This is a genomic window from Gulosibacter sp. 10, from assembly GCF_900163695.1.
GTDB lineage: Bacteria > Actinomycetota > Actinomycetes > Actinomycetales > Microbacteriaceae > Gulosibacter.
The window spans coordinates 1-23,190 of record NZ_FUIC01000037.1; the positions used below are offsets into that span (position 1 = coordinate 1).

The window sequence follows — 23,190 nt, forward strand, 5'->3', positions numbered from 1 at the left end:
GCGGAAGAGCTGCGGTCGGCGGGCGACGTCCTGCGGGCGAGCGGCGCGGCGCCGGGGCGGGCTTCTGTGCCGGGACGGGGTTCGGCGCCGAAGCAGGGTTCGGCGCCAGGGCGGAGCTCGATACCGGAGCGGATACGGGCGCCCCCGCGGGGCGGGCGGGCTCCGGGCCGCTCGACTCGTCGGACCACGACTCGATCTGGTCGAACACCTCGAAGACCTCGCCCTCGGCGGTGAGCGCCCAGTCCCCCGCCGGACCGGCGGGCGCGGGCAGCGCCTCGCGCGCCTCGGCCGCGCCCGGCCGGGCCTCGGGGTCGGCGTCGAGCATCCGCAGCAGCGCCTCGCGAAGCGCGTCCGCCCGGGGCTCCCCCCGCTCCGGCAGCAGCCGGTCGAGGGCCTCCCCGGCGGGCCGTGCGCGCTCGTCCGCCGCCGTCCCGGTCAGCTCGAGCAGGGGGTCGAGGGCGGTCAGCGCCACGGCCCCGGCGGCCCAGACGTCCTGCGCCGTCGAGACCGGGCCGCCCCGCAGGATCTCGGGGGCGATGAATCCGGGGGTGCCGGGCACGTGTCCCAGCGCGGTCATCCGCGGCTCGCCGAGCCGGAGCGCGATGCCGAAGTCGGCCAGGCGCAGGTGCGGGCGGGCCGTGCCCGTGGCTTCGAGCATGAGGTTCGCCGGGGTGACATCGCGGTGCACCCATCCGGCCGCGTGCACCGCGGCGAGGCCGTCGAGCAGCTGACGCAGGAGCTCGGCGACGAGCGCCGGCGCGAGGGCTCCGTGGTCGCCCAACGCCTCCGCGAGGGTGCCCCCGCGCGCCAGCGGCATGAGGAGCACCACGTCGTCCTCGTCGGCCACCCACGCGTAGGGGGTGAGGAGGTGCCGATGGGCCCCGATGCCGCCGCGGTGCCTCGCCCCTGCCGACTGCTCGCGGAGGAAGCGGATGATGTCGGCGCTGTCGCGCTGCCGCATCACCTTGGCCGCGCAGATCCCGCCGCGCCGTCGATCGACGGCTCGCCAGACCGCCCCCGCGGCTCCGCGGCCCAGGGGGTCGAGCAATTCGACGCGCCCGGCGATCAACTCTCCCATCGCTTCGTCATGCTACAGGCCGACGGATCGCCCATCCCCGCCTCGCAGGGGGATTGCTCCGCGGGTGGGGTTGGCGCGACGACCCTTGCGACCAAGTGTTTGCATATGCAAATCTTTGTGACGTTCGGCATCATCCGCACTCCGACAGACGAACGAGAAAGAGGACCATGCTCCGCACACGCCTGCAGGACCGCCGCACGGGAAGGACCGCCCCGTTCCGATCCCGACGACTCATCCCCGCGCTCGGCGCCGCCCTCGTCGCGACGGTGGGGCTCTCGACGCTCGCCCCGGCCCCCGGCGCCGAGGCCGACTCCCGCGGGAACGATTCCGTCGTGCCGACCGTGCTCATCCTCGACGCGTCCGGCTCGATGGCCGAGCCGGACGGCGACGACTCGGGCGCCACCCGCATGGAGGCCGCCCAGGCCGCGGCGACGGGGCTCGTCGACCAGCTCTCGGCGGACGCCGAGCTCGGGCTCGTGGCCTACGGGGCGAACACGGGCTCGGGCGATGCCGACCGCGAGGCGAGCTGCGAGGACATCGAGACGCTCGTCCCCGTGGGATCCGGGAACGCCGAGGCGCTCAAGACCGGCATCGCGGAGGCGACCCCGTCCGGCTACACGCCGATCGGCGCCTCGCTGCGAGTGGCCGCCGAGCAGCTGCCGGACGAGGGGCCCCGCGCCATCGTCCTCGTCAGCGACGGGCTCGACACCTGCGCTCCCCCGCCTGCCTGCGAGGTGGCGGAGGAGCTCGAGGCGCAGGGCGTCGATCTCGCCGTCCACGCCATCGGGTTCCGCGTGGACGAGGAGGCGCGGGCCGAGCTCTCCTGCATCGCCGATGCTACCGGCGGCACGTACTCCGATGCCCAGGACGGCGACGAGCTCGCGAAGCAGCTCGTCGTGCGCACCACGCAGACCATGCAGGGCTACGAGGTCTCGGGCACCCCCGTCGAGGGCGGCGACGCCCCAGCCTCGGCGCCGACCGTCGCCCCCGGCGAATACCTCGACACGTTCGCGCTCGAGGCGGGCGCGGAGTCCACCGCGAAGTACTACCGGGTGGACCTCGAGGAGGGCGAGCGCCTGCACGCCACCGCGACGATCGTGCCGCCGCCCGCGAACGACGGGCTCACGCTGTACGAGGACGACAGCCTCAACCTGGACATGACGATCGTCGATGGCGATGGCGACTCCTGCGCGCACTGGGACAGCGGCAACATCGGCCCGCAGCTGCGGGGCGACGCCCCCGTGCTCGCCGAGGCGAGCTCGGATCCGGCGGGGCCGGAGGGGTGCGCCCCGGGCCCGGTCTACCTCGGGGTCGCACGGGGCGGCCCCGCGCACGCCGACCAGCCCCTGCCCGTCGAGCTCGTCGTGGCGATCGAGCCCGCCGGCGCAGAGAGCCCGGGCGCTCCCGCAGAGGCCGCCGCCAACGAGGGCGCCGAGCCGGGCGCCGACCCCGGCGACGTGACCGAGCTCGGCGCCTCCTTCTCCACCGCTCCGCTCCATGAGCCGGGCACCTACGCCATCGAGATGGTGCCGGGCGACCTGGGCACGATCGCCGTGGACGTGCACGAGGGCCAGCAGCTCTCCTGGGCCGTGGAGGTGCTCGAGGGCCCGCAGGACGCCGCGCTCGCCGACTACCACGAACTCACCATCGCGACGCACAATCCCATCCGGCAGCTCGTCCGCGAGAACGGCGTCAGCAACGGCGGCTCGGCGAACCTGCGGTCCACGACCCCGAGCGGCGGCGGCATGCCGGTCCCGGTGGGCATCGCGAACCGCGAGTCCGAGGACTTCGTGGCGGGCTCCGCCTGGCTCGGCGGCACGCATACCCTGCAGCTGCGCTACGACACCTCGCACGGCTCCGACGAGGACGAGGCGCAGGTGCCGGTGCTGTTCCTGCTCACCCTGCAGGTAGACGGCGAGGCCGGCGAGGACCCGGCGCTCATCACCGAGGGCGAGGCCCCGGACAACCCGACGGTGGACGACCGCCGCGAGCCCGTCGAGGAGGACGAGGAGACCGCGGCCGGCGCCGACGGGGCGGGGGTCTCGCCGCTGCTCGTGGGGGCGATCGCCGCCGGGGTCGTCGCGCTCGGCGCCGCCGGAGCCGGCATCTGGCTCGTGCGGCGCAACCGCGCGAGGCGGTGAGGCCGGGCGGGCCGGCGGATCGCGCGCCGGCCCGCCCGGGACGCGCTCCGCCCGTAGAATCGACGCATGCGCTTCACGAAGATCCTGGCCCTGGGCGTCGTCCTCGAGGCCCTCGGCATCGCCGCGACGGCGATCGGCGTCATCACCGACGGATTCGGCCCGCTGGCCGTCATCGGCATCGTCTGCTTCCTCGTCGGCACCGCGCTCACGGTCTGCTCGGTGGTGATGAGCTCCCTCGCGTCCCGCACCGACGGCGCATCCGGTGCCGCGAGCGCCCGGGGCGTCGTGCACGACGCGCAGCGGTAGCGGCCGCGGAGCCGGAGCGGCCGGCTCGATCAGCTCCGCCGGTCGCGCTCCCCCGCCAGCAGCTGCAGGAAAGCCGTCGCGGCCGGGCTGGGGTTGAATGCGCTCCAGGCGAGGTACTCGACGCGGGTCGGGCCGTCCGCCACGGCGACGGTGCGGAGTTCCGCCTGCTCGGGCACCACCGCGGCCGAGAGCAGCGTCACGGCGAGGCCCTCGCGCACGATCCCGAGGATGAGGTCGGTGCTCGCCGCCTCGAAGGCGACCTCGCGGGCCAGCCCGGCGCCCTCGAACGCGAGGTCGGACTGGACGCGGCCGGGCGAGCCCTGGGGGAAATCCACGAAGGGCTCCCCGGCGAGGTCCTCGAGGCGGATGCGGCGGCGAGCGGCCAGGCGGTGCCGGGCGTCGACGACCGCGACGAGCCGCTCGCTCGCGAGCTCGCGGAACTCCACCCCCTCCGGCGTCGTCGCTCCGGACAGCCCGAGCAGCGCCGCGTCCATCCCGCCCCCGGCGATCGCCGCGACGAACTCGTCGCTGCCGCCGCCGCGCAGCCGCACCCGCACCGCCGGATGCGCCCGGCGGAACTCGCCGAGCACGGCGGGCACGTCCACGGCGGTCGCCGTCGGGATGACCCCGAGGATGAGCGTGCCGCGGATCTCGCCGGTGGCGGCGACGGCCTCGGCGGCCGCGCGCTCGGCCGCCTCGATGCTCACCCGTGCCGCCGGCAGGAACGCCCGCCCCGCGGCGGTGAGCTCCACGCGGCGGCTGGTGCGGGCGAAGAGCGCCACGCCCAGCTCCCGCTCCAGGGCCTTGATCTGGTGGCTGAGCGAGGACTGCACGATGAAGCAGCGCTCAGCGGCGCGCGTGAAGCTCTGCTCCTCCGCGATCGCCACGACGTAGCGCAGATGCCGTAATTCCATGCATCCATGCTTTCAGCCCATGGATGCCATGGCAATCATGTATTGCACCCATCGGTTTCGGGCGCCCATGCTGGATCCATGACCACTACGACCGCTCCGACGGCGCCGTCCGCGACCACCGCGGGGGCCCGCTTCGGCTGGACCGCCCTGACGGCGATCGTGCCGATGGTGTGGGGCACCACCTACATCGTCACCACGCACCTGCTGCCCGAGGGGCATCCGCTCTTCGCGGCGCTCATGCGCTCGCTCCCCGCGGGGCTCATCGCGCTGCTCGTCTCGCGGCGCCTCCCGCGGGGCTCGTGGTGGTGGAAGAGCCTCGTGCTCGGCACGCTGAACATGGGGGCGTTCTTCCCGCTGCTCTTCGTCGCCGCGCAGCACCTGCCGGGCGGCGTGGCCGCCACGCTCGGGGCGTCGCAGCCCATCGTGGTGGCCTTCCTCGCCGTGGCGATCCTGCACGAGCGCCTCTCGGCCTGGCGGGTGTGGTGGGGCGCGGCCGGGATGCTCGGAGTGGCCATGGTCGTGCTCCGCCCGGATGCCGGATTCGACGCGATCGGCATCCTCGCGGGCCTCGCGGGCGCCGCGTCGATGGGCACCGGCGTGGTGCTCACGAAGAAGTGGGGACGGCCCGAGGGGGTCTCGGCGATCGGGCTCGCCGGCTGGCAGCTCACCGCCGCGGGGCTCGTGCTGCTGATCCCGGCGCTGGCGATCGACGGCGTCCCTGCCGGCATCGACGGGCCGGCGCTGCTCGGCTACGCCTGGCTCGGGCTGATCGGGGCGCTGGCGACCTACACGATCTGGTTCTCCGGCATCCGCAGGCTCCCGGTCACCGCGACCGCGCTGCTCGGACTGCTGTCCCCGCTCGTCGCCGCCGTGCTCGGCGTCGTGCTCGCGGGCGAGACCCTCACGCCGCTCCAGCTCGCCGGATTCGTGCTCGCCCTCGCGGCGATGCTCGCGGGACAGCTGGCGCCCGGGCGGAAGGGCATCGTCTCATGAGAATCGCCGTCTTCGGAGCGACCGGCATGGCCGGCAGCGCCATCGTCGCCGAATCGGCGAGCCGAGGCCATCACGTGCTCGCGCTCTCCAGGCATCCGCGCCCGGACGAGGCTCGAGGAACGCGGATCACGCAGATGGCGGCCGACGTCGGCGATCCCGCCGCGCTCGACCCGGCGCTCTCGGAGGTCGATGCGGCCGTGCTGGCCGTCCGCCTCGCTCCCGGCGACGAGCATCGGCTTGCCGCCCTCACCCGCGGTCTGCTCGACGCGGCTGAACGACGGGACGCCCCCGTGCTCGTGATCGGAGGCTCGGCGCCGCTGCGCTCCCCGAGCGATCCCGGCACGCTCCTGATCGACGACCCCGAGCACGTGCCCGAGGCGTGGCGGCGGATCGCGCGGGCGAGCCTGGAGCAGTACCGCGCCTGCGCCGCGCATCCGTACCGCGGCTGGGTGTATCTGAGTCCTCCCGCGATGCTCGAGCGCGGCGAACAGTCCGGCGGCTACCGCCGCGGCACCACCACGCTCCTCGTGGACGAGCACGGCCGATCGCGCATCGCCGCGGCCGATCTCGCATTGGCGGTCCTCGACGAGCTCGAGCATCCCGGCCGCGACCGGCACTTCACCGTCGTGCAGGCCGCGGCGACGAATAGGAGCGAGCGGTGAGATCCGACCGGACTCGCGATGAGCCCCGGGAGACGGACGGGCCGGATCCGATGCCGACGTCTAGGTCTGCTGCCGGGCCGCATCGGCGATCGCGGCGAGCACGGTGCCGACCGCGCGCCGGCGGGCCCGGTCCGGACGCATGACGGCGGTCATGTGGCGGAGCGCCGGGACGTCGACGATGGGACGCAGCACGAGCGAGTCGTTGCCCGCGGTGGTGAACCGCGGCAGCACGGCGAGGCGGTCGCCGCCCGCGACGAGGGCCTCGATGAGCCGGTTGTCGCGGACCCGCTGCGCGACGCGCAGGGGCTCGCCGACCCGCTGCTCGATGGCGTTCAGCACCGTGTCGAAGGGATACCCGCGGGGCACGCCGATCCAGGTCGCCTCGGCCACGTCCTCGGCGCGCAGCCGGGCCCTGGCGGCGAGCGGATGGGACGGCGCCATGGCGATGTCGAGCGGCTCCGCGACCAGTTCGCGCACGACGAGCGACTCGGCGCCGACCGGTCGAGGCCCGCCGAGGCTGTGCGCGATCACGATGTCGAACTCCGCCGTCAGGCCCGCGAACTCGGATTCGGCGGGGTCGAGATCGGTGACGCGCAGCTCGATGCCCTCCCGCTGCGCCGCGTCGAGCAGCCGCGGGAAGAGGAGCGTCGCGGCGCTCGGAAAGGCGACGACGCCGACCGGGCCGCCAGGATCGTCGCGGTACGCGTCCCACCGCGCCTGCACCGCGGCGAGCGCCGTCTCGACCTCGACGGCGCCCTCGGCGAGCAGCCGTCCGGCGTCGGTGAGCCGGACGCCGCGGCCGGCCGGCTCGACGAGCCGCATGCCCGCATCCCGCTGGGCGGTGCGCAGCTGCTGCGAGACGGCCGAGACCGTCCGATGCGTGGCGGCCGCCACCGCGGTCACGCTCCCCCGATCCGCGAGTTCGCGCAGGAGCTGGAGATGCCGGACGTCCATGCAGTCAGCCTACATAGTTACTGCAAATCCTTTCAGTTGACCTCAAGAAGGCCGCGGCGAACGATGAGTGCATGCCGATCCGACACGTGCTGCTCGCGATCGCGGTGGCCGCCCTGTGGGGCGTCAACTTCATCGCGATCGACCTATCGCTCGCCGCCTACCCGCCGCTGCTGCTGGCGGCGCTGCGGTTCGGGCTGATCGCGATCCCGACGCTGCTGTTCGTGCGCCCGCCCCGGGTGCGGCGGCGGTGGGTGATCGGCTACGGCCTCGGATTCGGCGTGCTCCAGTTCGGCTTCCTCTACTGGGGCATGGCGGCGGGGATGCCCGCCGGCCTCGCCTCGCTGGTCCTGCAGTCCTCGGCGCCGTTCACGGTGCTGCTCGGCGCGGTCCTCCTCCGCGAGAGGCCGACGCCGGCCCGCGCCATCGGCATCGTCGCGGCGCTGTTCGGGCTGCTCGTGGTCGGCTGGCAGCGCGCCGAGCACGCCGCGCTGCTGCCGTTCCTCCTCACTCTGGCGGCGGGGCTCGGATGGGCGATCGGCAACGTCTGCAACCGGCAGGCGCGCACGACCGAGCCGTTTCGCCTGATGCTCTGGATGACCGTCGTCCCTCCCCTGCCGCTCCTCGCCCTGAGCGCGGTGCTCGAGGGGCCCGAGCGGATCGGGGCGGCGCTGCGCGGCGCGATCGGCCCGGAGGGGCTCTGGCCGACGCTCGGCCTGCTGTTCACGGCAATCGTCGCCACGATCGGGGGCTCCGGGATCTGGACCTGGCTGCTGTCGCGGCATCCCGCGGGTCTGGTCGCGCCGTTCTCCCTGCTCGTACCGGTATTCGGCATGACCTCGGCGTGGCTGCTCCTCGACGAGCGCGTGCAGCCGGGCGAGCTGGCGGGCGGCGCGCTCGTCGTTGCGGGCGTGGTGCTCGTCGCCGTCGCGCCCGCATCGAGATCGCGACGGAGACGATGACGCGCCGCACTTGACTCGGGCGAAGCTCTCGATAATATAGGTGCATGTACACGCACTTTACGAACCGGAGGGCGGCATGACCGACAGCGCGAGCGGCGCGTGGTCGCGAGTCGCGGCCTTCGCCTCGGCGGTGGATGCGAGCCTCGACAAGTGGCTGGGCGACAACTACCGCCTCGGCCTGACCGAGTACCGCGCCTTGACCCTCCTGAGCCGGGAATCGAGCAAGGAGCTGCGGATCACGGTGCTCGCCCAGCGGGTCGGCCTCACCTCGACCTCGACCACCCGCCTCGTCAGCCGCCTCGAGACCAAGGGGCACGCTCGCCGCGATGTGTGCCAGGACGACGGGCGCGGCGTGTACGCCGTGATCGACGAGCCGGGCGAGGCGCTGCTGCGCGAGGTGCGCGAGCCGTTCGAGGCTCGCGTGCAGGACCTGCTGAGCAACCCGGCGAAGCACTTCCCCCATCTCGACGCCGGCCTCGTGGCGTCGGCGCTCGCGGAGGTGAGCGCGCTCGTCGAGCCCTGACGCCCGCAGCGTCTCGCCGCGGGCGCTTTTCCACCCATATATGTGTATGTACACACACTTATACATCGTCGAACCATTCACCCGCCATCCGCATCCCCTCCGGCCGCGCAACCGCGCGGCCGGGCACCCGCCGAAAGGAACATCATCATGAGCTGGCTCTATCTGGGCGTCGCGATCGTCTTCGAGGTCGCCGTCGGCATCTCCGCCGGGAAGGCGAACGGCTTCAAGCACCTCTGGTGGACGGTCGCCACCCTCGTCTCCGGGGCGATCGCGACCTTCTTCCTCAGCCTGGCGCTGCTGACCTTCGACGTCGGCGTCGGCTACGCGCTCTGGACCTCGCTGGCCGGGGTCGGGATCGTCATCATCGGCGCGCTCTTCCTCTCCCAGAAGCTCACCTGGAAGAAGCTCCTCGGCATCCTCGTCGTGATCGGCGGCGTCGTCGGCCTCAACCTCGCCGGCACCGCCTGACCCCGCCCGCGCATTCTCGAAAGGAAAACTCGCATGACTACGACAACCGCATCCGCCGCCCCCCGTCCAGGCCGAGAAGAAGGGCGGCGCCTGGATCGCGCTGCTCGTCGCCCGCGCCTTCGAGGTCGGCTACGCCCTCTCCGTGAACGGCAGCGCCGGATTCACCGACCCGCTCTGGTCCGCCATCGCCGTCGTGTTCTTCCTGTTCACCCTGTTCTTCCTCAGCGTCGCGCTCAAGAGGATCGACGTCGGCATCGGCTACGCCGTCTGGGCGGGCATCGGCGCGATCGGCGCGGCCGTGCTCGGGCCGGCGTTCTTCGACGAGACGCTGACCCCGGCCAAGGGGTTCTGGCTGGCGGTCATCATCGCCGGAGTCGTGTGGCTCAAGCTCGCCGACAGCCCGAAGCTCGAGGCCAAGATCCAGGCGCCGGACCGCACCTCGGCATGACTCGGCAGTCGCCGGCCTCCGCCCGCGGTATCGCGACCACGGCGGGCGGGGCCTTCGCCGCGTTCTACAGCTTCTACGCCGCCGCCCCCAGCGCCCTCGCCGACGACGGTCCCGGCTCGGGAGCGCGGGTCGCGATCGTCATGCTCATCGTCGTCGCCGTGCAGCCGTTCGTGCCGCTCCTGAGCAGATGGCCGACCAGCCGGCGGCGCATGGTCTCGGCGGCAGTGGTGTCGATGGGAGCCGGGAGCGCTGTCATGCCGCTCGCGGGGCACTGGCCGGGCATGGTGCTGCTCGGCGCCGGGTTCGGGGGCTTCGTCGTCGCCAGCACCGCCTGGGTCAAGGAGGCCGCCCCGGCGGAGCTGCTGGGGAACGCGCTCGGGCTCTACGGATTCGGATCGGCCATCGGCGGGGCGCTCGGCGCTCCCCTCGGCCTCTGGCTCGCCCAGACGTTCGGCATCCACGGCGTCGCGCTCGCGGGCGCGCTCCTCGCTGCCGCGTCGCTTCTCCCGGCGCGGCGCACCGCGGAGCCCGAGGGCGGCGCCTCGGCCGACGGAGGGGACGCGCGCGGCGGGCCTCCGGACTCGGCCGCGCGTCCCCGGCCTTGGGGATGGGGCGACCTCATGGGGCTCGGAGCGCACCTGCTCGCCGTCACGGTCTACGCCTCCGTGCTCTCCGGCCTCTCGGCAGAGCCGGACGACCGGCGCGCCTGGCTGCCCGTGCTCGCGGCGTTCGCGATCCAAAGCGCGCTCGCGGCCGGGCGGATGATCGGCGGCCGGGCGGCGAACCGCTGGACGTCGTTCAACGTCGGGCTGCTCTCGTTCGCGCTGCTCGCGCTCGGAGCCGTCGGGATCGCGCTCAGCGCCCTCCCGGCGCAGCTGCTCGCGGCCGGCGTCGTCGTCGGATTCGCCTCGGGAGCGTCCCAGATCGTCGCGCTCACCGTCCTCATGAACCGGGCGAACACCGCTGCCGCCGTCAACAGGGCGAGCGCGGCTTGGAACATCTGCTTCGACGTCGGCCTCGGACTCGGAGCGCTCGCGGTCGGCGTGACGATCGCCGCATAGCGCGGGACAACCGCCCTGCTGCTCCAGCTCGATGAGCGCCGCCGGGAGCACGGGATGCAGCCCATGAGGCAGCAACCCCTTGACCACGTGCAGTGGGCTATGGCGTGCTCGATCCATATGCGTGCCACTTGCATGCGTGCATGAAGCACGCATAGGATGGAGGTATGAGCAATTCAGGTGAGCAGGTCGCCGACGCGCTCGGCGCCCTGCTGCAGCGCGACATTCGACAGCGAATCTACGCCCGATTGACCGAAGGACTCGGCGACGCAGTGAACGAGTCGACGTATCCAGTGCTCAGCGGCCTCGACCGCTGCGGACCGTCGACCGCGAAGGAACTGGCCGATGCTGTCGGCCTGGATCGTTCGGTGGTCTCCCGCCACGCGTCAACACTGGAGATGGCAGGCCTCGTAGCTCGTGGCGCCGATCCTCGCGATGCACGCTGGACACAGTTATCGCTGACCCCGGACGGGCAGCAGACCGTGGCGGTGATGCGTTCTCGTCTCACCGTGCTGCTGGACGACTTCCTGAGCGGTTGGCCGTCCGACGCGCGAGAGCAGTTCGCAGCGATGTTGACCGCGCTCACGCAGACCGGCCCGTTCTCCGCCTAGACCGCGAACGCGCTCCCACCGCCCGCTGACGCCCGAGTACCAGCGGGTGATTCCGGCATGCCCGTTCACCGCCTAAATCACCCACACATTCTCACCGCCCTCTGATGCCTGAGCGTCGCCGGGCTATCTCGCCATGCCCGCATATCCCTCGCGCGTGCAGGGCGGTATTCGAAAGGAGCCACCCTGATGAGGCAGGATGATCGTCTCAGCCCCGAGACACGGCGAATCGTGCTCGCGCTGGTCTTCGGCGCGGTGCTGCCGCTTCTCGATACCAGCATCGTCAATGTCGCCGTCCATTCCCTCGGCACGGTGTTCGACTCGCCGGTCGCGCTGACCCAGCGGGTCATCACCGGGTACGGGTTGGCTTCAGCGGTCGCGATTCCGCTCAGCGGGTGGGCGACCCGCCGCTTCGGTGCTGCCCGCGTGTGGACCGTGGCGCTGGCCGTGTTCACGATCGCATCGATCCTGTGCGCGAGCGCCTGGAGCATCGAATCGCTCATCGGCTTCCGCCTCGCCCAGGGGTTGGCGGCAGGGTTCTCGATCCCGATCATGCAAACACTGATGGTCACGAGCGCAGGCAAGGCGCAGGCTACGCGTGCGATGACCGCTGTCGGTCTACCCGCCGTGATCGCCCCGACGATCGCGCTGTTGATCGGCGGGGTGCTGCTCGACGGGATCGGGTGGCGATCGATCTTCCTGATCAATGTGCCCATCGGCATCGTGGCGATCCTGCTCGCGATCCGCCTCCTCCACCGAGTACCCGCCGACCGTACAGTGCGGCTCGACGCCACCGGCTGCCTGCTGCTCACTCCGGGCCTGCTCGCCGCCGTCTACGGCCTGACCACCACCGGCAGCACCGCCGCCTGGGTCAGTATCGTGCTGTTCGCCGGTGGGGTGCTGCTCATCGGCGGCTACGCATTGCACGCGCACCGCTCGTCCTCGCCATTGATCGACGTGCACCTATTCGCCCGTGGCTCGTTCACCTCGTCCTGGTCGACGCTGGTGATCGCGAGCATCGTGTTCTACGGCGGCCTGTTCCTCATCCCGCTGCACTACCAGCAGAACCTCGCTTACACCGCTCTCGCCGCTGGGCTGCTGTTGGCGATCCAGAGCGTCGGAGCGTACTGCAGTCGGATGCTCTCCAATCGACTCGTCGTCCTATGGGGTACCCGCACGACCGCGTACCTCTTCATCATCTGCACCATCACGGGCACCCTGGTGTTCGCGATCCCGGTAGAGCAGACGACCGGTTGGCTCATCGTCCAGGGCATCGAACTGCTGGTACGCGGAGGCGGCATCGGAGCGCTGACCGTGCTGACCATGTCCGCGACCTACCACCAGCTCACCCCCGACGAGGTCGTCCACGCCAGCACCGCAGGCCGTCTGGCCACGCAACTCGGCAGCGCCCTGGGCGTCTCGGTCTGCACCATCCTCATCGCCCTCACCATGACCGTTCGACCCGAGACGTTCGCGTACCTCACCGTGTTCACCGCGCTCATGGCCATCACTGCGGCACGCCTGCCGCGAGGACAAGTAGTCAGGAAGTGATGACGCGGCCGGACACACGCGGCAGCCTCCGACGAGCGCTGACGCCAGCAGTAGACTGAAAACCGCAGATCAGGCCCAAACTACTGTTTCGCCCCTACGAGTCCACCACTCCGGACAGCGCTGTCTGGTCGCCAGGCGTTTCATCTGTGTGCCTGATGCTCCCAGGCCTGGGCGAGCAGGTCTCGGACGAGTTCCGCGTCAGTGCCGGCGAGGTCGATCTCGACGCAGGCCAGGCGTTTGCCCCAGTAGTACTCCGTGCAGGCTTCGGGGTGTTCGGAGGCCGCGGTGCGGATCTCGGGTTCGTCGAGCATCGCTCGCAGCCGGTCGGGCTGAGGCAGTGTCGCGAAGATCCTGCCGTTGACCCGGAAGGACGGGAAGCCGTGGTGGTCTTGCTCGATGGCCCCCGGTAGTGCTAGCGCCAGCTCGCGGGCGGTGTCCTCGGTGATCACAGCCATCAGTCTAGGGACCGCAGTACGGACGCGCCTCGGCGGGCTCACTCGTCCAGATGGAGAACCTAGGCTTCTGCCTATGCGGTGGCCCGTCTCGGTGAAAGGAGTCGTTCTCGACGAGGACGACGGCGTGCTGCTGGGCATGAACGACCGGGACGAATGGGAGCTCCTCGGCGGCCGGCTTGAGCCGGGACGAGTTCGCGGCTCGCAGGAGCATTCCCACGTGCGATTCCACAGCCAAGCCGGCCTGAGCGCTCTGGCACTGCCTGCCGGGTATCGGCTAGACATCGATCTCTGGCGGAGGCAGCGAGAGGCCTCTTAGCGCCGTCGTAAGCATGCTCGCTGCAGTCCCGTGCCTGGAATTGCGGATCAGGTCGTTGCTCCGAGCAGTTTCGCGCTGGGGAAGCGGCCGATGGTGCTCGGCCTGCCTCAGGCCACGATGAGCCGCTGGAGGTGCTCGATGGTGCCGCGCTGTTCGTCGAGCTCTTCGATCCGCTTCCGAACGGTGTCCATGTGCTCGCTCAGGTAGTCGGCGACGCAGGCGTGGAATCGAGGCCGCAGATTCAAACCAGCGGGGCGTCAGTAGCGTTGCTTCCCTGAGCGCTCGCCCCTTGCATCGACCTCTACCCCGTCACCCGAGCGCGCAGCGCGGCGAGCCCCGCGGTCAGGATGGCTTCGGGATCGACCGCATGCTCGGCGTGCCGCCGCGCGTAGATCGGTGCGATCTCAGGGTCGACCGGCGCGGCGCGCTCGTCGTCGGCCATCGGCGCCGTGGTGGCGCTGCCGATCACGAAGTTCGACAGGGCGTACGCAGCGCTCAGGGGATCCGCCGCACCGTCCTCGGCCAGCAGCACGACCATGCGCTCGGAGAGCCGCAGGTAGTTCGGGCCCCGGGGCGCGCGCATGCCGATCACCTGGCACGCCCACCGATGACTCGAGAGGTGACGGAAATAGGCGAGCATCAGCTCGGCGATGCCCGCATCGACCAGTGCTGCCCGGATGGCCGGATCATCGCCGAGCGCCGCATCGAGGGCGAGGTCGAACAGGTCGTCGACCGATTCCAGGCGCGAGTACAGGCTCGCCGGTGCCACATCGAGCCGCGCCGCCACCGCTCGCACGGTGAGCGCACGCAGCCCGCCCTCGTCCAGCAGAGCGGTCGCGGCACGGGCGGCCTCGCCCACATCGACCGCGCGCGCCCGTTGCACGGGCTTGCGGTGCTCCCAGTAACTCACGCCGCCAGGCTATCCGAACGATGTTTGTATTGATATCCGTACTATGTTAGTTTTGCCGACGTGAACGGTCTTCGATCCTCGCTGCTCCCCCTCGCCACCGACCGTCTTCGCCTGCGCGCGCACGAGTCGAGTGATGCGGAGTGGCTGCAGGGCGTCTACTCGCAGCCCGAGGTGGCGCGGTATCTGCTGGACGAGCCGTGGACACCGGAGGATGCGGCGAAGCGGACCGAGGAGCGGCTGGTCAAGACCGACCTCGACAGCGACGCCGCCGCGCTCGCACTGGTGATCGAGCGCGACTGCACCCCGATCGGGGATGTGCTGCTGTGGCTCACCGATGTCGAGCGCCGCATCGCGGAGGTCGGCTGGGTGCTCGACCCCGCCCACGGCGGCCGGGGCTTCGCCCGAGAAGCGGTCGCCGAGGTGCTGCGCGTCGCGTTCGAGCACTACCGCCTGCACCGCGTGACGGCGCAGATGGATGCCCGCAATGTCGCGTCGGCCAAACTCGCGTCGGCGCTTGGGATGCGACAAGAGGCGCACATGCGGCAGGACTGGTGGAACAAGGGCGAGTGGACGGACACCCTCGTCTTCGCGATGCTCGCCGGCGACCGCTGACCCGCGCACTCCGCCGCAGCTCGACGGCGCCGCCCTCGCGGGCATCGGCTCGCAATCGCCGAGCTCTTCGCGGTCCCCCGCGATCGCCCACGCCTCAGCCAGTGCTGGCGGCGATCTTCTCCCGGGCCTCGCGGGCTCGCCGCCGCGCTTGCAGCGCGATATCCCATCCCCAGAGCAGCAGCGCGAGGGCCGCGATTCCCGCGCCGACCGCCGGTATGGCCGGATAGCCGTATCCGCCGGAGAGCACGAGTCCCCCGATCCACGGGCCGAGGGTGATGCCGACGTTGAAGGCCGAGATATTGCCCGACACCGACAGGGTGGGCGCCTCGGGCGCGATGGCGAGGAAGCGGGAGTTCAGCGCCGGGTTGGTGCTGAAGCCGAGCAGCCCGACCGCGACCACGAGCGTCGCGGTCGCAACGGCATGGTGCGCGAGCAGCGAGAGCAGCAGCGACGCCACGAGCAGGCCGGCGAAACCGATTCCCAGCACCGCCCGCGGGAACCGGTCGGCGGCCTTGCCCCCGATGGCGATGCCGATGAGCGCGCCGAGCCCGTACCCGAAGAGCACGGCGGGCACCCAGGCCGAGTCGAAACCGGTGACCTCGACCAGCATCGCGGCGAGGTAGGAGAACGTACCGAGCAGCGCCGTGGTCGCGACCGCGGTCATCCCGTAGGAGAGCCAGAGGCGCGGCGGCCTCAGCCCGCGCAGCTCCTCGCGCACGCTTGGCGGGTTCTCGGAGCGCAGCTTCGGCACCGAGGCGAGCAGTACGAGCGCCGCGAAGGCCGAGAGGATCGCCACGGCCCAGAATGCCCCGCGCCAGCCGAAGAGCTGGCCGATCCAGGTGCCGGCGGGAAGACCGATCACGGTGGCGACGGTGAGCCCTCCGGCGACGATGCTCATCGCCCGGCCGCGACGCTCGGGGCCGACCATCGACATCGCGGTGCTGCCGCCGACCGCCCAGAACCCCGCGTAGGCGAATGCCCCGAGGAACCGCATCGCGAACAGCAGCCCGTAGCTCTCGGAGAGGGCGCCGACGACGTGGCTGATGACGAAGACGCCGAGGAACACGAGCAGCGCGAGTCTGCGCGGCCAGCGCAGGGTGAGCACCGCGAGAACCGGTGCGCCGACGAGCATGCCGAGCGCGAATGCGCTGATGAGCCAGCCCGCCTGCGGGATCGTCACCCCCAGGTCGCCGGCCATCTCCGGCAGGAGCCCGGCGAGCATGAGCTCGCTGGTGCCCTGCGCGAAGATGCCGAAGCCGATGCCCCAGATCGCCAGCGGCAGGCCGCCGCGCCGCGTCGCCGGCCCGGCTGCTCGAACGGCAGTCGCGGGTCCGGGCATCACAGCAGCGCCCCGCCGGTCGCGTCGACCCACTGACCGGTCACCCATCGGGCATCGTCGGAGGCGAGGAGCGCGACGACGTCGGCGATGTCCTCCGGCGCCGCGACGCGGTTCAGCGGAGACCGGGACGCTATCGCCTCCCTGCCTTCCGCGGTGGCGAGGCGCGCGGCGTTCATATCGGTGGCGGTCGCTCCGGGACCGACCGCGTTGACCGTGATGCCGCGGGACCCCAGCTGCTTTGCCAGCGCGCCGGTGAAGGCGTCGATCGCGGCCTTCGACATGGAGTAGGCCAGCAGGTCGGGATTGCGCGAGCCGTGCGTGAGGGAGGACGAGAGGTTGATGATCCTCCCTCCTTCGCGCAGCCGGCTCAGCGCCTCTTGCACGATGAAGAACGGCGCCCTGGTGTTCACCGCGAACACCTCGTCGAAGTCCGACTCGTCGACCTCGGGGTAGGCCGTTCTGCCGCCGAGGATGCCCGCGTTGTTGACGATGATGTCCACCCCGTCCGCGTGCCGGTCGAACTCCGACCACAGCCGCTTCACGTCTCCCGGAACGCCCAGGCGCGATCGCACCGCGAACGCCTCCCCGCCCCGCGCCCGGATGCGCTCGACCACGCGTCCCGCGGCCTCGTCGCTCGAGCCGTAGTGGACGGCCACTCGCGCCCCGTCCCCCGCCAATCGCAGGGCGATGGCGCGGCCGATGCCCCGCGTCGCCCCCGTGACGAGCGCCGTCTTCCCGTCGAGTCCTGCCATCCCATCCTCCTTTATGTAGCGAACGCTAGAGATATGCACCGTAACACCTTTTGTAGTGGATGCTCTAAAATGGGGGCATGAGCACCAGGACAGCGCAGGGACGGCCGCGGAGCTTCGACCGCGACGCCGCGCTCGACCGCGCGATCCGCCTGTTCTGGCGCAAGGGCTACGAGGCCACCTCGGTCCGCGATCTCAGCGAGGAGCTCGGGATCGGGCAGCCGAGCCTGTACAACGCGTTCGGCAGCAAGCGCGCGCTGTTCGACGAGGCGATCCGCGTCTACGACCAGGCGTACGGGGACTTCATGAACGCGGCGATCCGGGAGGAGGCCACCGCCGTCGGTGCGATGCGCCGCATCCTCACCGAGGCCCCGGGCCGGTACACGCGTCGCGGACTGCCGCGCGGCTGCCTCCTGGGAAGCGGCGACGCCGGGACGGATGACGAGGAGGTGCGGGCGTCGCTCTCGCACCTGCGCGGGGAGAAGGACCGCGCGCTTCGCGAGAGGGTCGACGCCGATATCGCCGCGGGCAGACTCTCCCCCGAGGTGGATCCGGTCGGCCTGGTCGGCTACGTCATGTCGATGATCGGAGGGCTGGTGCAGCGGGCTCGCGACGGCGCCTCGCGACGCGAGCTCGACGCCATCGTGCAGGTCGCACTCGCAGCGCTGCCCGACTGATCGCGACCGCTCCGGCAGTTGTCATGGACGCGCCCGCCCGGCACGCCGGGCCGCCACGCCCGCTGAGGACCGGCGATTGCGTCAGCCCTCGCCCTCGCGCCCGATCAGGTCGAGCAGGCCCGGAAACCGCTCGTCGACGTCGCGCCTGCGCAGCGTGACCTCGCTCCGGTTGCCCCGGTCGACCTGGTGCACGAGGCCGGCCTCGCGGAGCACCTTGAAGTGGTGGCTGCGGGTGGACTTCGACAGGTCGAGGCCGAAGCTCGTGCAGGAGCGCTCGCTGCCGTCGGCATCGTTCACGAGATCGTGAACGACCTTCCGACGGTGCGGGTCGGCGAGCGCCGAGAGCACCGCGCCCAATTCGATCTCCTCCGGCTCAGCACCGGCAGTCGGGTTCGCCATGCTCGCCGCCCTCCATATCCCAGTCGTGCAGCACGTTCGATTTGCATCGTACCTTACCGTCATGACAGCCTAGGTTCGTTATTAATCGAACCTTAGCCCTTTATCGAACCAAAGGAGTGCGTATGCCCCGCCCCAGACTGCTGCTGGCCGTGATCCTGCTGGCCCAGTTCGTCATCCCGCTGTCCATCTCCGGCACCGCCGTCGCGCTCCCGGCGATCGCCGCCGACCTCGGATCGAGCCCGACCCCGCTGCAGTGGGTGGTCAACGGCTTCAACGTCTCCTTCGCGGTCTGCACGATCGCCTGGGGCGCCTTCTCCGACCGGATCGGGTACACGCGCTCGTTCCGCATCGGCATCGTCATCGCGGTCATCGGCGGCGTCGTCAGCGCGCTGGCCCCGAGCATCATCGCCTTGGACGCGGGTCGGATCGTCGCGGGCATCGGCTCCGCGGCCGTGCTCACCGGGGCGGCGCCGATCCTGAGCCACCTGTTCGAGGGCAAGGCGAAAGCCCAGGCGTTCGCGCTGTTCGGCACGGTCAACGGCCTCGGGCTCGCTGCCGGACCCGCCCTCTCCGGGCTGCTGCTGTCGGCCTGGGGCTGGACGGGCATCTTCGCCGCGCACACCATCGTGCTGCTCATCGCCCTCATCGGCGCGACGCGGCTGCCGCAGCTCGGCCGCGGCGCGACCTCGCTGCGGGAGATGCTGGACTTCTCGGCATTGCGCGCCCCGAGGTTCCTCGCCATGACGCTCGTCCCCGTCGCCGGGGCGATCGGCTTCGTCACGTTCCTCACCTACCTGCCCGGCGCGCTCGGCGCGATCCACGACCTCGCCCCGGGCGTCATCGGCGCGCTGATGCTCGTGATGACCATCCCGGTGCTCATCGCCCCGGTCGCCGTGCACCGGATCATGGAGCGCACCCGAGTGACGCCGGCCGCGATCATCGCGGCCTCGTTCGCGTGCCTCGTCGTCGGCGGCGCGGGCGTGCTCCTCCTGCTGCGCCCCGATCTGCCGGTCGTGCTCGGGGTCGCGCCGATGCTCCTGCTCGGCCTGGGCTTCGGCCTGCCCCTCGGGTTCGTGGACGCCGAAGCGCTCGCCGCCGTGCCCGCCGAACGGGCGGGCGCCGCATCCGGCGTCATCAATCTCTTCCGCATCGGCGCCGAGGCGGTGTTCGTCGCCGCCTACGCCGCGATCCTCGCCGCGGTCATCACCGCCGCACTCCCCGGCGCCCCCGGCGAGCTGGTCGCCTCCGGCGGGCCGGGCGAGCCGTGGATCTACCGCGGCGGGCTCATGATCGCGGCGGGGACCATGATCGCGCTCGTCGCACTCGCGGGCATCGCCTTCGCCGCGCTCACCCGCGCCGGCAGACGCCGACCCGCCGAGGGGGTCGAGGCGGCCCGCTGAGGCGGGGCCGGGGTGCGGCCCGAGGACCGCACCCCACCCGCGCCCCTCGGGATCGCATCGGCGAGGGATGCGGGGCTCACCGGGTCTTGCGCCGGTAGATGGTCGTCGCGACGAGGTAGGCGATGGCGAGGATGCCGAGGCACCAGGCCAGCGCGATCCAGATCTCGGCGCCGACGGGCCGCCCGGCGAGCAGAGCGCGGATCGTGTCGACGATGGCGGTCACCGGCTGGTTCTCCGCGAACCAGCGCACCGGGCCGGGCATCGACTCCGTGGGCACAAATGCGGAGCTGAGGAAGGGCAGGAAGATCAGCGGATAGGAGAAGGCGCTCGCGCCGTCGACGGACTTCGCGGTCAGACCGGGGATCACGGCGATCCAGGTCAGCGCCAGCGTGAACAGGATGAGGATCCCCGCGACGGCGAGCCACTCCGGGGGGCTCGCGCTCGAGCGGAAGCCCATGAGCAGGGCGACGCCGACGACGACCACGAGCGACGCGAGGATCGCGACGAGCGAGGTGAGCACATGCGCCCACAGCACGCTCGACCGGGCGATGGGCATCGATCGGAACCGTTCGACGATGCCCCCGGTCATGTCCGTGAAGAGGCGGAACGCGGTATAGGCGATGCCCGAGGCGACCGTGATGAGCAGGATGCCGGGCAGCAGGTAGTCCACATACGCGCCGTCCGCCGCTCCGGGGCCGGTGTCGATCGCGCCGCCGAACACGTAGACGAACAGCAGCATCATCGCGATCGGCATGAGCGCCGTGGTGATGATGGTGTCGGGGCTGCGCAGGATGTGTGCCAGCGAGCGGCCGGTGAGAATGGCGGTGTCGCCGAGAGCACGCACGGTCATCGTCCGGCCCCTTCCGCGTCGTCGCCGATGATCGCGAGGAACACCTCTTCGAGCGTCGGCTGCTTCTCGACGTACTCGGTCTTCGCCGGGGGCAGCAGCCGCTTCAGCTCGTCGAGCGTGCCGTCGGCGATGATGCGGCCCCGGTGCAGGATCGCGATGCGGTCGGCGAGCTGCTCGGCCTCCTCGAGGTACTGGGTCGTGAGCAGCACCGTGGTCCCGCTCTCCGCCAGCCCCCTCACCGCCTGCCACACCTCGATGCGCGCCTGCGGGTCCAGCCCGGTCGTCGGCTCGTCGAGGAAGACGATCGCCGGATCGCCGATCAGGCTCATGGCGATGTCCAGGCGCCGCCGCATCCCTCCGGAATACGTGGCGACCCGGCGCCCTCCCGCCTCGCCCAGCGAGAAGCGGGCGAGCAGCGCATCGGCGGTCGCACCGGGATCGGACTGGCGGCGGAGCCTCGCGATCAGCACGAGGTTCTCGCGACCCGTGAGGACCTCGTCCACCGCGGCGAACTGTCCGGTGAGGCTGATCGACTTCCGCACCTCGGCGGCCTGCGCCGCCACGTCGAATCCGCCGATGGCGCACGTTCCCGCGTCGGCCCTGAGCAGCGTGGACATGATCCTGACGAGCGTGGTCTTGCCGGCCCCGTTGGACCCGAGCAGGGCGAAGATGCCGCCCCGCGCCACCTCGAAGTCCACGCCGCGCAGCACGGGAAGCGCCTTGAAGGACTTCTCGAGTCCGCGCACCCGGATCGCCGCCGATCCCTCCCCTCCGCCTCGTCGATCGCCTCGACCGGGCGCGCGCTCCCGGTCGTCCCGTTTCGCGGTCATGATCATCGTTCCCCTTCGCTCGGCTGTTCCGGTCATCCTGCGGAGAGGACTCCGCCGCTTCCGGAACTCGTTCGGGCAGTCGCGACCCGAACTACTCGGTGACACTGACTACCGCTACAAAGTAACACTGGGTACTTATGCTTAGCATCACTGAGTACCGGGGCGGAATCGAGTCGTGGGGGCACGGGTCGCGGAGGGCTCGCCGCGACCCTGGGCCTCGGCCCGCGCGATGCTCCGCCGTCCGCAGCAGCTGCCGGGCCGGTCTGGAGCATGCCGGTCGATGCGAGGTCGTCCGCGTCCGGCGAAGAGGCGCTCAGCCCGCGCCGATGCGATACAAGTCCGCCTTGCTAAGCTCACGCCAGCACTGATGAGAGGACGGGGCATGTCCGGAAAGTCCCCACGAAGACGCCGCAGAGGCAGGGTGCTCGGCGCGCTCGGCGCAGTGCTGTTCGTCTCGGGCGCCGCGCTCGGGACGGCGACGCTGCTCGCCCCCGACGAGGTCGCGTATCACTACGGCAACGTTCGAACCTCGCTCATCGACACCGCCGCCGACATCCGGGAGCAGGCCACCGGCGAGCTCCCGACCGTCCGGCTCGGCGTCAGCGGGCACATCCCCGAACTCGACAGATGCGATGGCACCTTCACCCATATGGCCTCGTACGAGCATCCGGAGGTGCCGCCGATCTGGGCCGCGCATAACAACTGCCAGGGCGATGTGATCCTGACCTGGGAGATCGGCCAGCACGTGCAGGTCGAAGGCGACGAGACCGTGTACGAGGTCGTCGACATCCGGCACACCCCGAAGGTCTGGGCCACCACCGACGACCTCGCCGGCCTCGGCGGCGACTTCGCCCTGCAGACATGCTTCTACGGACAGGACCGGATGCAGTTCGTGGGCCTCGCGCCCGTCGCCCAGCCCGGATAGCCCATCCGGTCAGCCCCCTCGGGCCGGGGAGCGGTCATGGTGCGCAGACGGGGCGCCTGCCGGCCGGCGGAGTCGTCTCGCGTTCCATCGATGCCGCGCCATCCCCTGCCGGAGCTCCGTGCTCGAGGAGCCGCGCGAGGGCGACGAGCTGCGGACTGGTGCGGTCGGCGCGCCAGACGAGCCCGAGCCGGCTGGTGGCCTCGAGGCCACGGACGGGGATGAAGCGCAGATCGGTGCGGGTGTGGTGCTCGGCCAATGGCCGGCACGCGAGCAGCGCGTGGCGCCCGGAGGCCGCGAGCGCCATCCCCTGCTGGATCGTCGTGATGCCCGTCGTGGAGAGGATCGGCGCGCCGGCCGGGGTCGCCGGCGGGGTTCGGGCGGCCTTCCAGTAGTGCGGTGCGTCGCCGACGCGGTGCAGCAGGTCGAGCCCCGCCAGCTCCTCGACATCGATCGAGTCCCGCCCGGCGAGGGGGTGGGCGCTGGCGATGGCCACGAGCTGATCCTGCGGCGGGAATCGATACCCGACGGTCAGCTCGGGCTCGTGAACGGGCAGCTCGGCGATCGCCGCGTCCACCTCGCCCTCGAGCACGGCGACGAACGGCGAGCCGAGCGGCAGGTCGTGGGTGTGCACGGCGATGCCGCGCTCCTCGTCGAGGGCGCGGAAGGCCGTGGTGATCTCCTCGTAGACCATGCCGGTGAACCCGATCCGCAGCTCCTCCACGGCTCCTCGCAGGGCGCGTTCGCGGGCGCGGGCGAAGGTGCGCGTCAGGGCCCGGTAGGCGGGCCGGACCTCGGCGACGAACTGCGCGCCGATGCGGGTGAGGGCGACGCGGCGGCTCGTGCGCTCCACGAGGCGCGCGCCGACGCGCGTCTCGAGCTCGGCGATGAGCTGGCTGACGCGGGACTGCGAGTAGCCCAGGCGCTCGGCGGTGCGGCCGAAGTGGAGCTCTTCGCCGAGCGCGATCAGGCACTCGATCTGCTGGATGTTCGCCTGATGCATGGTCGGGTACTCGGCGCTCATGCCCGTCAGCCTATCCCCCGATCGATCAGTGCTGCTCATCGATC

General features: G+C 71.5%; 27 protein-coding genes. 15 read left to right on the forward strand and 12 right to left on the reverse strand.

All coding sequences use genetic code 11. From position 1 onward, the window contains the following. On the reverse strand, positions 1 to 1,078 hold a 1,078-nt coding region (locus FM112_RS13265; RefSeq protein ID WP_176386832.1), incomplete at its 3' end, for a serine/threonine-protein kinase. A 167-nt stretch (positions 1,079 to 1,245) separates the two neighbouring features. Between FM112_RS13265 and FM112_RS13270 the strand changes: the two genes are divergently transcribed. Together FM112_RS13270 and FM112_RS13275 are read left to right on the forward strand one after the other, a co-directional pair. Beyond that, the gene (locus FM112_RS13270) at positions 1,246 to 3,219 is read left to right on the forward strand and encodes a VWA domain-containing protein (RefSeq protein WP_087008388.1); all 1,974 of its coding nucleotides are present in this window, start codon (positions 1,246 to 1,248) and stop codon (positions 3,217 to 3,219) included. A gap of 66 nt (positions 3,220 to 3,285) precedes the next feature. After that, complete coding sequence (locus tag FM112_RS13275; protein WP_087008390.1) at positions 3,286 to 3,525, forward strand: hypothetical protein; 240 nt, start codon at positions 3,286 to 3,288, stop codon at positions 3,523 to 3,525. 29 nt (positions 3,526 to 3,554) lie between these two features. Here the strand turns inward: FM112_RS13275 and FM112_RS13280 are convergent, their stop codons facing one another. Continuing rightward, entirely contained in the window at positions 3,555 to 4,439 is an 885-nt protein-coding gene (locus FM112_RS13280) for a LysR family transcriptional regulator (protein WP_087008392.1), read from the reverse strand. 78 nt (positions 4,440 to 4,517) lie between these two features. On the opposite strand from FM112_RS13280, the gene FM112_RS13285 reads away from it, so the two are divergent. Beyond that, entirely contained in the window at positions 4,518 to 5,432 is a 915-nt protein-coding gene (locus FM112_RS13285; protein WP_087008394.1) for an EamA family transporter, read from the forward strand. Beyond that, entirely contained in the window at positions 5,429 to 6,094 is a 666-nt protein-coding gene (locus FM112_RS13290; protein WP_087008396.1) for an NAD(P)-dependent oxidoreductase, read from the forward strand. Before FM112_RS13285 ends, FM112_RS13290 begins: the two co-directional genes overlap by 4 nt. Positions 6,095 to 6,154: 60 nt before the next feature. On the opposite strand, the gene FM112_RS13295 is transcribed toward FM112_RS13290, so the two are convergent. Continuing rightward, the gene (locus tag FM112_RS13295) at positions 6,155 to 7,048 is read right to left on the reverse strand and encodes a LysR family transcriptional regulator (RefSeq protein WP_087008398.1); all 894 of its coding nucleotides are present in this window, start codon (positions 7,046 to 7,048) and stop codon (positions 6,155 to 6,157) included. Positions 7,049 to 7,119: 71 nt separating this feature from the next. Here FM112_RS13295 and FM112_RS13300 point away from each other — a divergent pair, with 71 nt between their 5' ends. The 7 genes from FM112_RS13300 (at position 7,120) to FM112_RS13330 (ending at position 12,663) form a co-directional block, all read left to right on the forward strand. After that, a complete protein-coding gene (locus tag FM112_RS13300; protein WP_087008400.1) occupies positions 7,120 to 8,007 on the forward strand; it encodes an EamA family transporter in 888 nt (295 codons plus the stop codon). Between the two features lie 76 nt (positions 8,008 to 8,083). Then, positions 8,084 to 8,530 carry a MarR family winged helix-turn-helix transcriptional regulator gene (locus FM112_RS13305; protein WP_087008402.1) on the forward strand — a complete coding sequence of 149 codons (447 nt, stop codon included), beginning with the start codon at positions 8,084 to 8,086 and terminating at the stop codon, positions 8,528 to 8,530. Positions 8,531 to 8,677: 147 nt separating this feature from the next. Further along, the gene (locus FM112_RS13310; protein WP_087008404.1) at positions 8,678 to 8,998 is read left to right on the forward strand and encodes a multidrug efflux SMR transporter; all 321 of its coding nucleotides are present in this window, start codon (positions 8,678 to 8,680) and stop codon (positions 8,996 to 8,998) included. 142 nt (positions 8,999 to 9,140) lie between these two features. Next, positions 9,141 to 9,446 (forward strand): multidrug efflux SMR transporter, encoded by a 306-nt coding sequence (locus tag FM112_RS13315; RefSeq protein ID WP_254910502.1) that lies wholly within the window; start codon positions 9,141 to 9,143, stop codon positions 9,444 to 9,446. Further along, on the forward strand, positions 9,443 to 10,507 hold the full coding sequence (locus tag FM112_RS13320) for an MFS transporter (RefSeq protein ID WP_087008408.1): 1,065 nt from the start codon (positions 9,443 to 9,445) through the stop codon (positions 10,505 to 10,507). The genes FM112_RS13315 and FM112_RS13320 overlap by 4 nt, the downstream gene beginning before the upstream one ends. A gap of 164 nt (positions 10,508 to 10,671) precedes the next feature. Further along, positions 10,672 to 11,115 (forward strand): MarR family winged helix-turn-helix transcriptional regulator, encoded by a 444-nt coding sequence (locus tag FM112_RS13325; RefSeq protein WP_087008410.1) that lies wholly within the window; start codon positions 10,672 to 10,674, stop codon positions 11,113 to 11,115. A gap of 186 nt (positions 11,116 to 11,301) precedes the next feature. Next, positions 11,302 to 12,663, forward strand: coding sequence for an MFS transporter (locus FM112_RS13330; RefSeq protein ID WP_087008412.1), 1,362 nt, complete (start codon positions 11,302 to 11,304; stop codon positions 12,661 to 12,663). Between the two features lie 140 nt (positions 12,664 to 12,803). Here the strand turns inward: FM112_RS13330 and FM112_RS13335 are convergent, their stop codons facing one another. From FM112_RS13335 to FM112_RS13345, 3 genes are all read right to left on the reverse strand, one after another. Further along, on the reverse strand, positions 12,804 to 13,112 hold the full coding sequence (locus tag FM112_RS13335) for an MmcQ/YjbR family DNA-binding protein (RefSeq protein WP_087008573.1): 309 nt from the start codon (positions 13,110 to 13,112) through the stop codon (positions 12,804 to 12,806). Between the two features lie 429 nt (positions 13,113 to 13,541). After that, positions 13,542 to 13,679 carry a hypothetical protein gene (locus tag FM112_RS17285; protein WP_176386833.1) on the reverse strand — a complete coding sequence of 46 codons (138 nt, stop codon included), beginning with the start codon at positions 13,677 to 13,679 and terminating at the stop codon, positions 13,542 to 13,544. Between the two features lie 56 nt (positions 13,680 to 13,735). Then, positions 13,736 to 14,344 (reverse strand): TetR/AcrR family transcriptional regulator, encoded by a 609-nt coding sequence (locus FM112_RS13345; protein ID WP_087008413.1) that lies wholly within the window; start codon positions 14,342 to 14,344, stop codon positions 13,736 to 13,738. 60 nt (positions 14,345 to 14,404) lie between these two features. Between FM112_RS13345 and FM112_RS13350 the strand changes: the two genes are divergently transcribed. Continuing rightward, complete coding sequence (locus tag FM112_RS13350) at positions 14,405 to 14,956, forward strand: GNAT family N-acetyltransferase (protein WP_087008416.1); 552 nt, start codon at positions 14,405 to 14,407, stop codon at positions 14,954 to 14,956. A gap of 94 nt (positions 14,957 to 15,050) precedes the next feature. Here the strand turns inward: FM112_RS13350 and FM112_RS13355 are convergent, their stop codons facing one another. Both FM112_RS13355 and FM112_RS13360 read right to left on the reverse strand, forming a co-directional pair. Next, positions 15,051 to 16,295 carry a Cmx/CmrA family chloramphenicol efflux MFS transporter gene (locus FM112_RS13355; RefSeq protein WP_217874572.1) on the reverse strand — a complete coding sequence of 415 codons (1,245 nt, stop codon included), beginning with the start codon at positions 16,293 to 16,295 and terminating at the stop codon, positions 15,051 to 15,053. Beyond that, positions 16,295 to 17,047 (reverse strand): SDR family oxidoreductase, encoded by a 753-nt coding sequence (locus FM112_RS13360; protein WP_087008418.1) that lies wholly within the window; start codon positions 17,045 to 17,047, stop codon positions 16,295 to 16,297. The genes FM112_RS13355 and FM112_RS13360 overlap by 1 nt, the downstream gene beginning before the upstream one ends. Before the next feature lie 77 nt (positions 17,048 to 17,124). Between FM112_RS13360 and FM112_RS13365 the strand changes: the two genes are divergently transcribed. Continuing rightward, positions 17,125 to 17,721 carry a TetR/AcrR family transcriptional regulator gene (locus FM112_RS13365; RefSeq protein WP_087008420.1) on the forward strand — a complete coding sequence of 199 codons (597 nt, stop codon included), beginning with the start codon at positions 17,125 to 17,127 and terminating at the stop codon, positions 17,719 to 17,721. An 81-nt stretch (positions 17,722 to 17,802) separates the two neighbouring features. Here FM112_RS13365 and FM112_RS13370 read toward each other — a convergent pair whose 3' ends face one another. After that, positions 17,803 to 18,120 carry a helix-turn-helix transcriptional regulator gene (locus FM112_RS13370; protein WP_087008421.1) on the reverse strand — a complete coding sequence of 106 codons (318 nt, stop codon included), beginning with the start codon at positions 18,118 to 18,120 and terminating at the stop codon, positions 17,803 to 17,805. Positions 18,121 to 18,242: 122 nt separating this feature from the next. On the opposite strand from FM112_RS13370, the gene FM112_RS13375 reads away from it, so the two are divergent. Next, on the forward strand, positions 18,243 to 19,520 hold the full coding sequence (locus FM112_RS13375; RefSeq protein WP_176386834.1) for an MFS transporter: 1,278 nt from the start codon (positions 18,243 to 18,245) through the stop codon (positions 19,518 to 19,520). A gap of 76 nt (positions 19,521 to 19,596) precedes the next feature. Here the strand turns inward: FM112_RS13375 and FM112_RS13380 are convergent, their stop codons facing one another. Together FM112_RS13380 and FM112_RS13385 are read right to left on the reverse strand one after the other, a co-directional pair. Continuing rightward, positions 19,597 to 20,370 carry an ABC transporter permease gene (locus FM112_RS13380; protein ID WP_087008423.1) on the reverse strand — a complete coding sequence of 258 codons (774 nt, stop codon included), beginning with the start codon at positions 20,368 to 20,370 and terminating at the stop codon, positions 19,597 to 19,599. Then, positions 20,367 to 21,200, reverse strand: a complete 834-nt coding sequence (locus FM112_RS13385; protein WP_087008580.1) for an ABC transporter ATP-binding protein — start codon at positions 21,198 to 21,200, stop codon at positions 20,367 to 20,369. Before FM112_RS13385 ends, FM112_RS13380 begins: the two co-directional genes overlap by 4 nt. Positions 21,201 to 21,582: 382 nt before the next feature. Here FM112_RS13385 and FM112_RS13390 point away from each other — a divergent pair, with 382 nt between their 5' ends. Further along, positions 21,583 to 22,125 (forward strand): hypothetical protein, encoded by a 543-nt coding sequence (locus FM112_RS13390; protein WP_140400692.1) that lies wholly within the window; start codon positions 21,583 to 21,585, stop codon positions 22,123 to 22,125. Between the two features lie 34 nt (positions 22,126 to 22,159). Here FM112_RS13390 and FM112_RS13395 read toward each other — a convergent pair whose 3' ends face one another. Continuing rightward, positions 22,160 to 23,146 carry a LysR family transcriptional regulator gene (locus tag FM112_RS13395; RefSeq protein WP_217874574.1) on the reverse strand — a complete coding sequence of 329 codons (987 nt, stop codon included), beginning with the start codon at positions 23,144 to 23,146 and terminating at the stop codon, positions 22,160 to 22,162. Positions 23,147 to 23,190 lie beyond the last annotated feature (44 nt).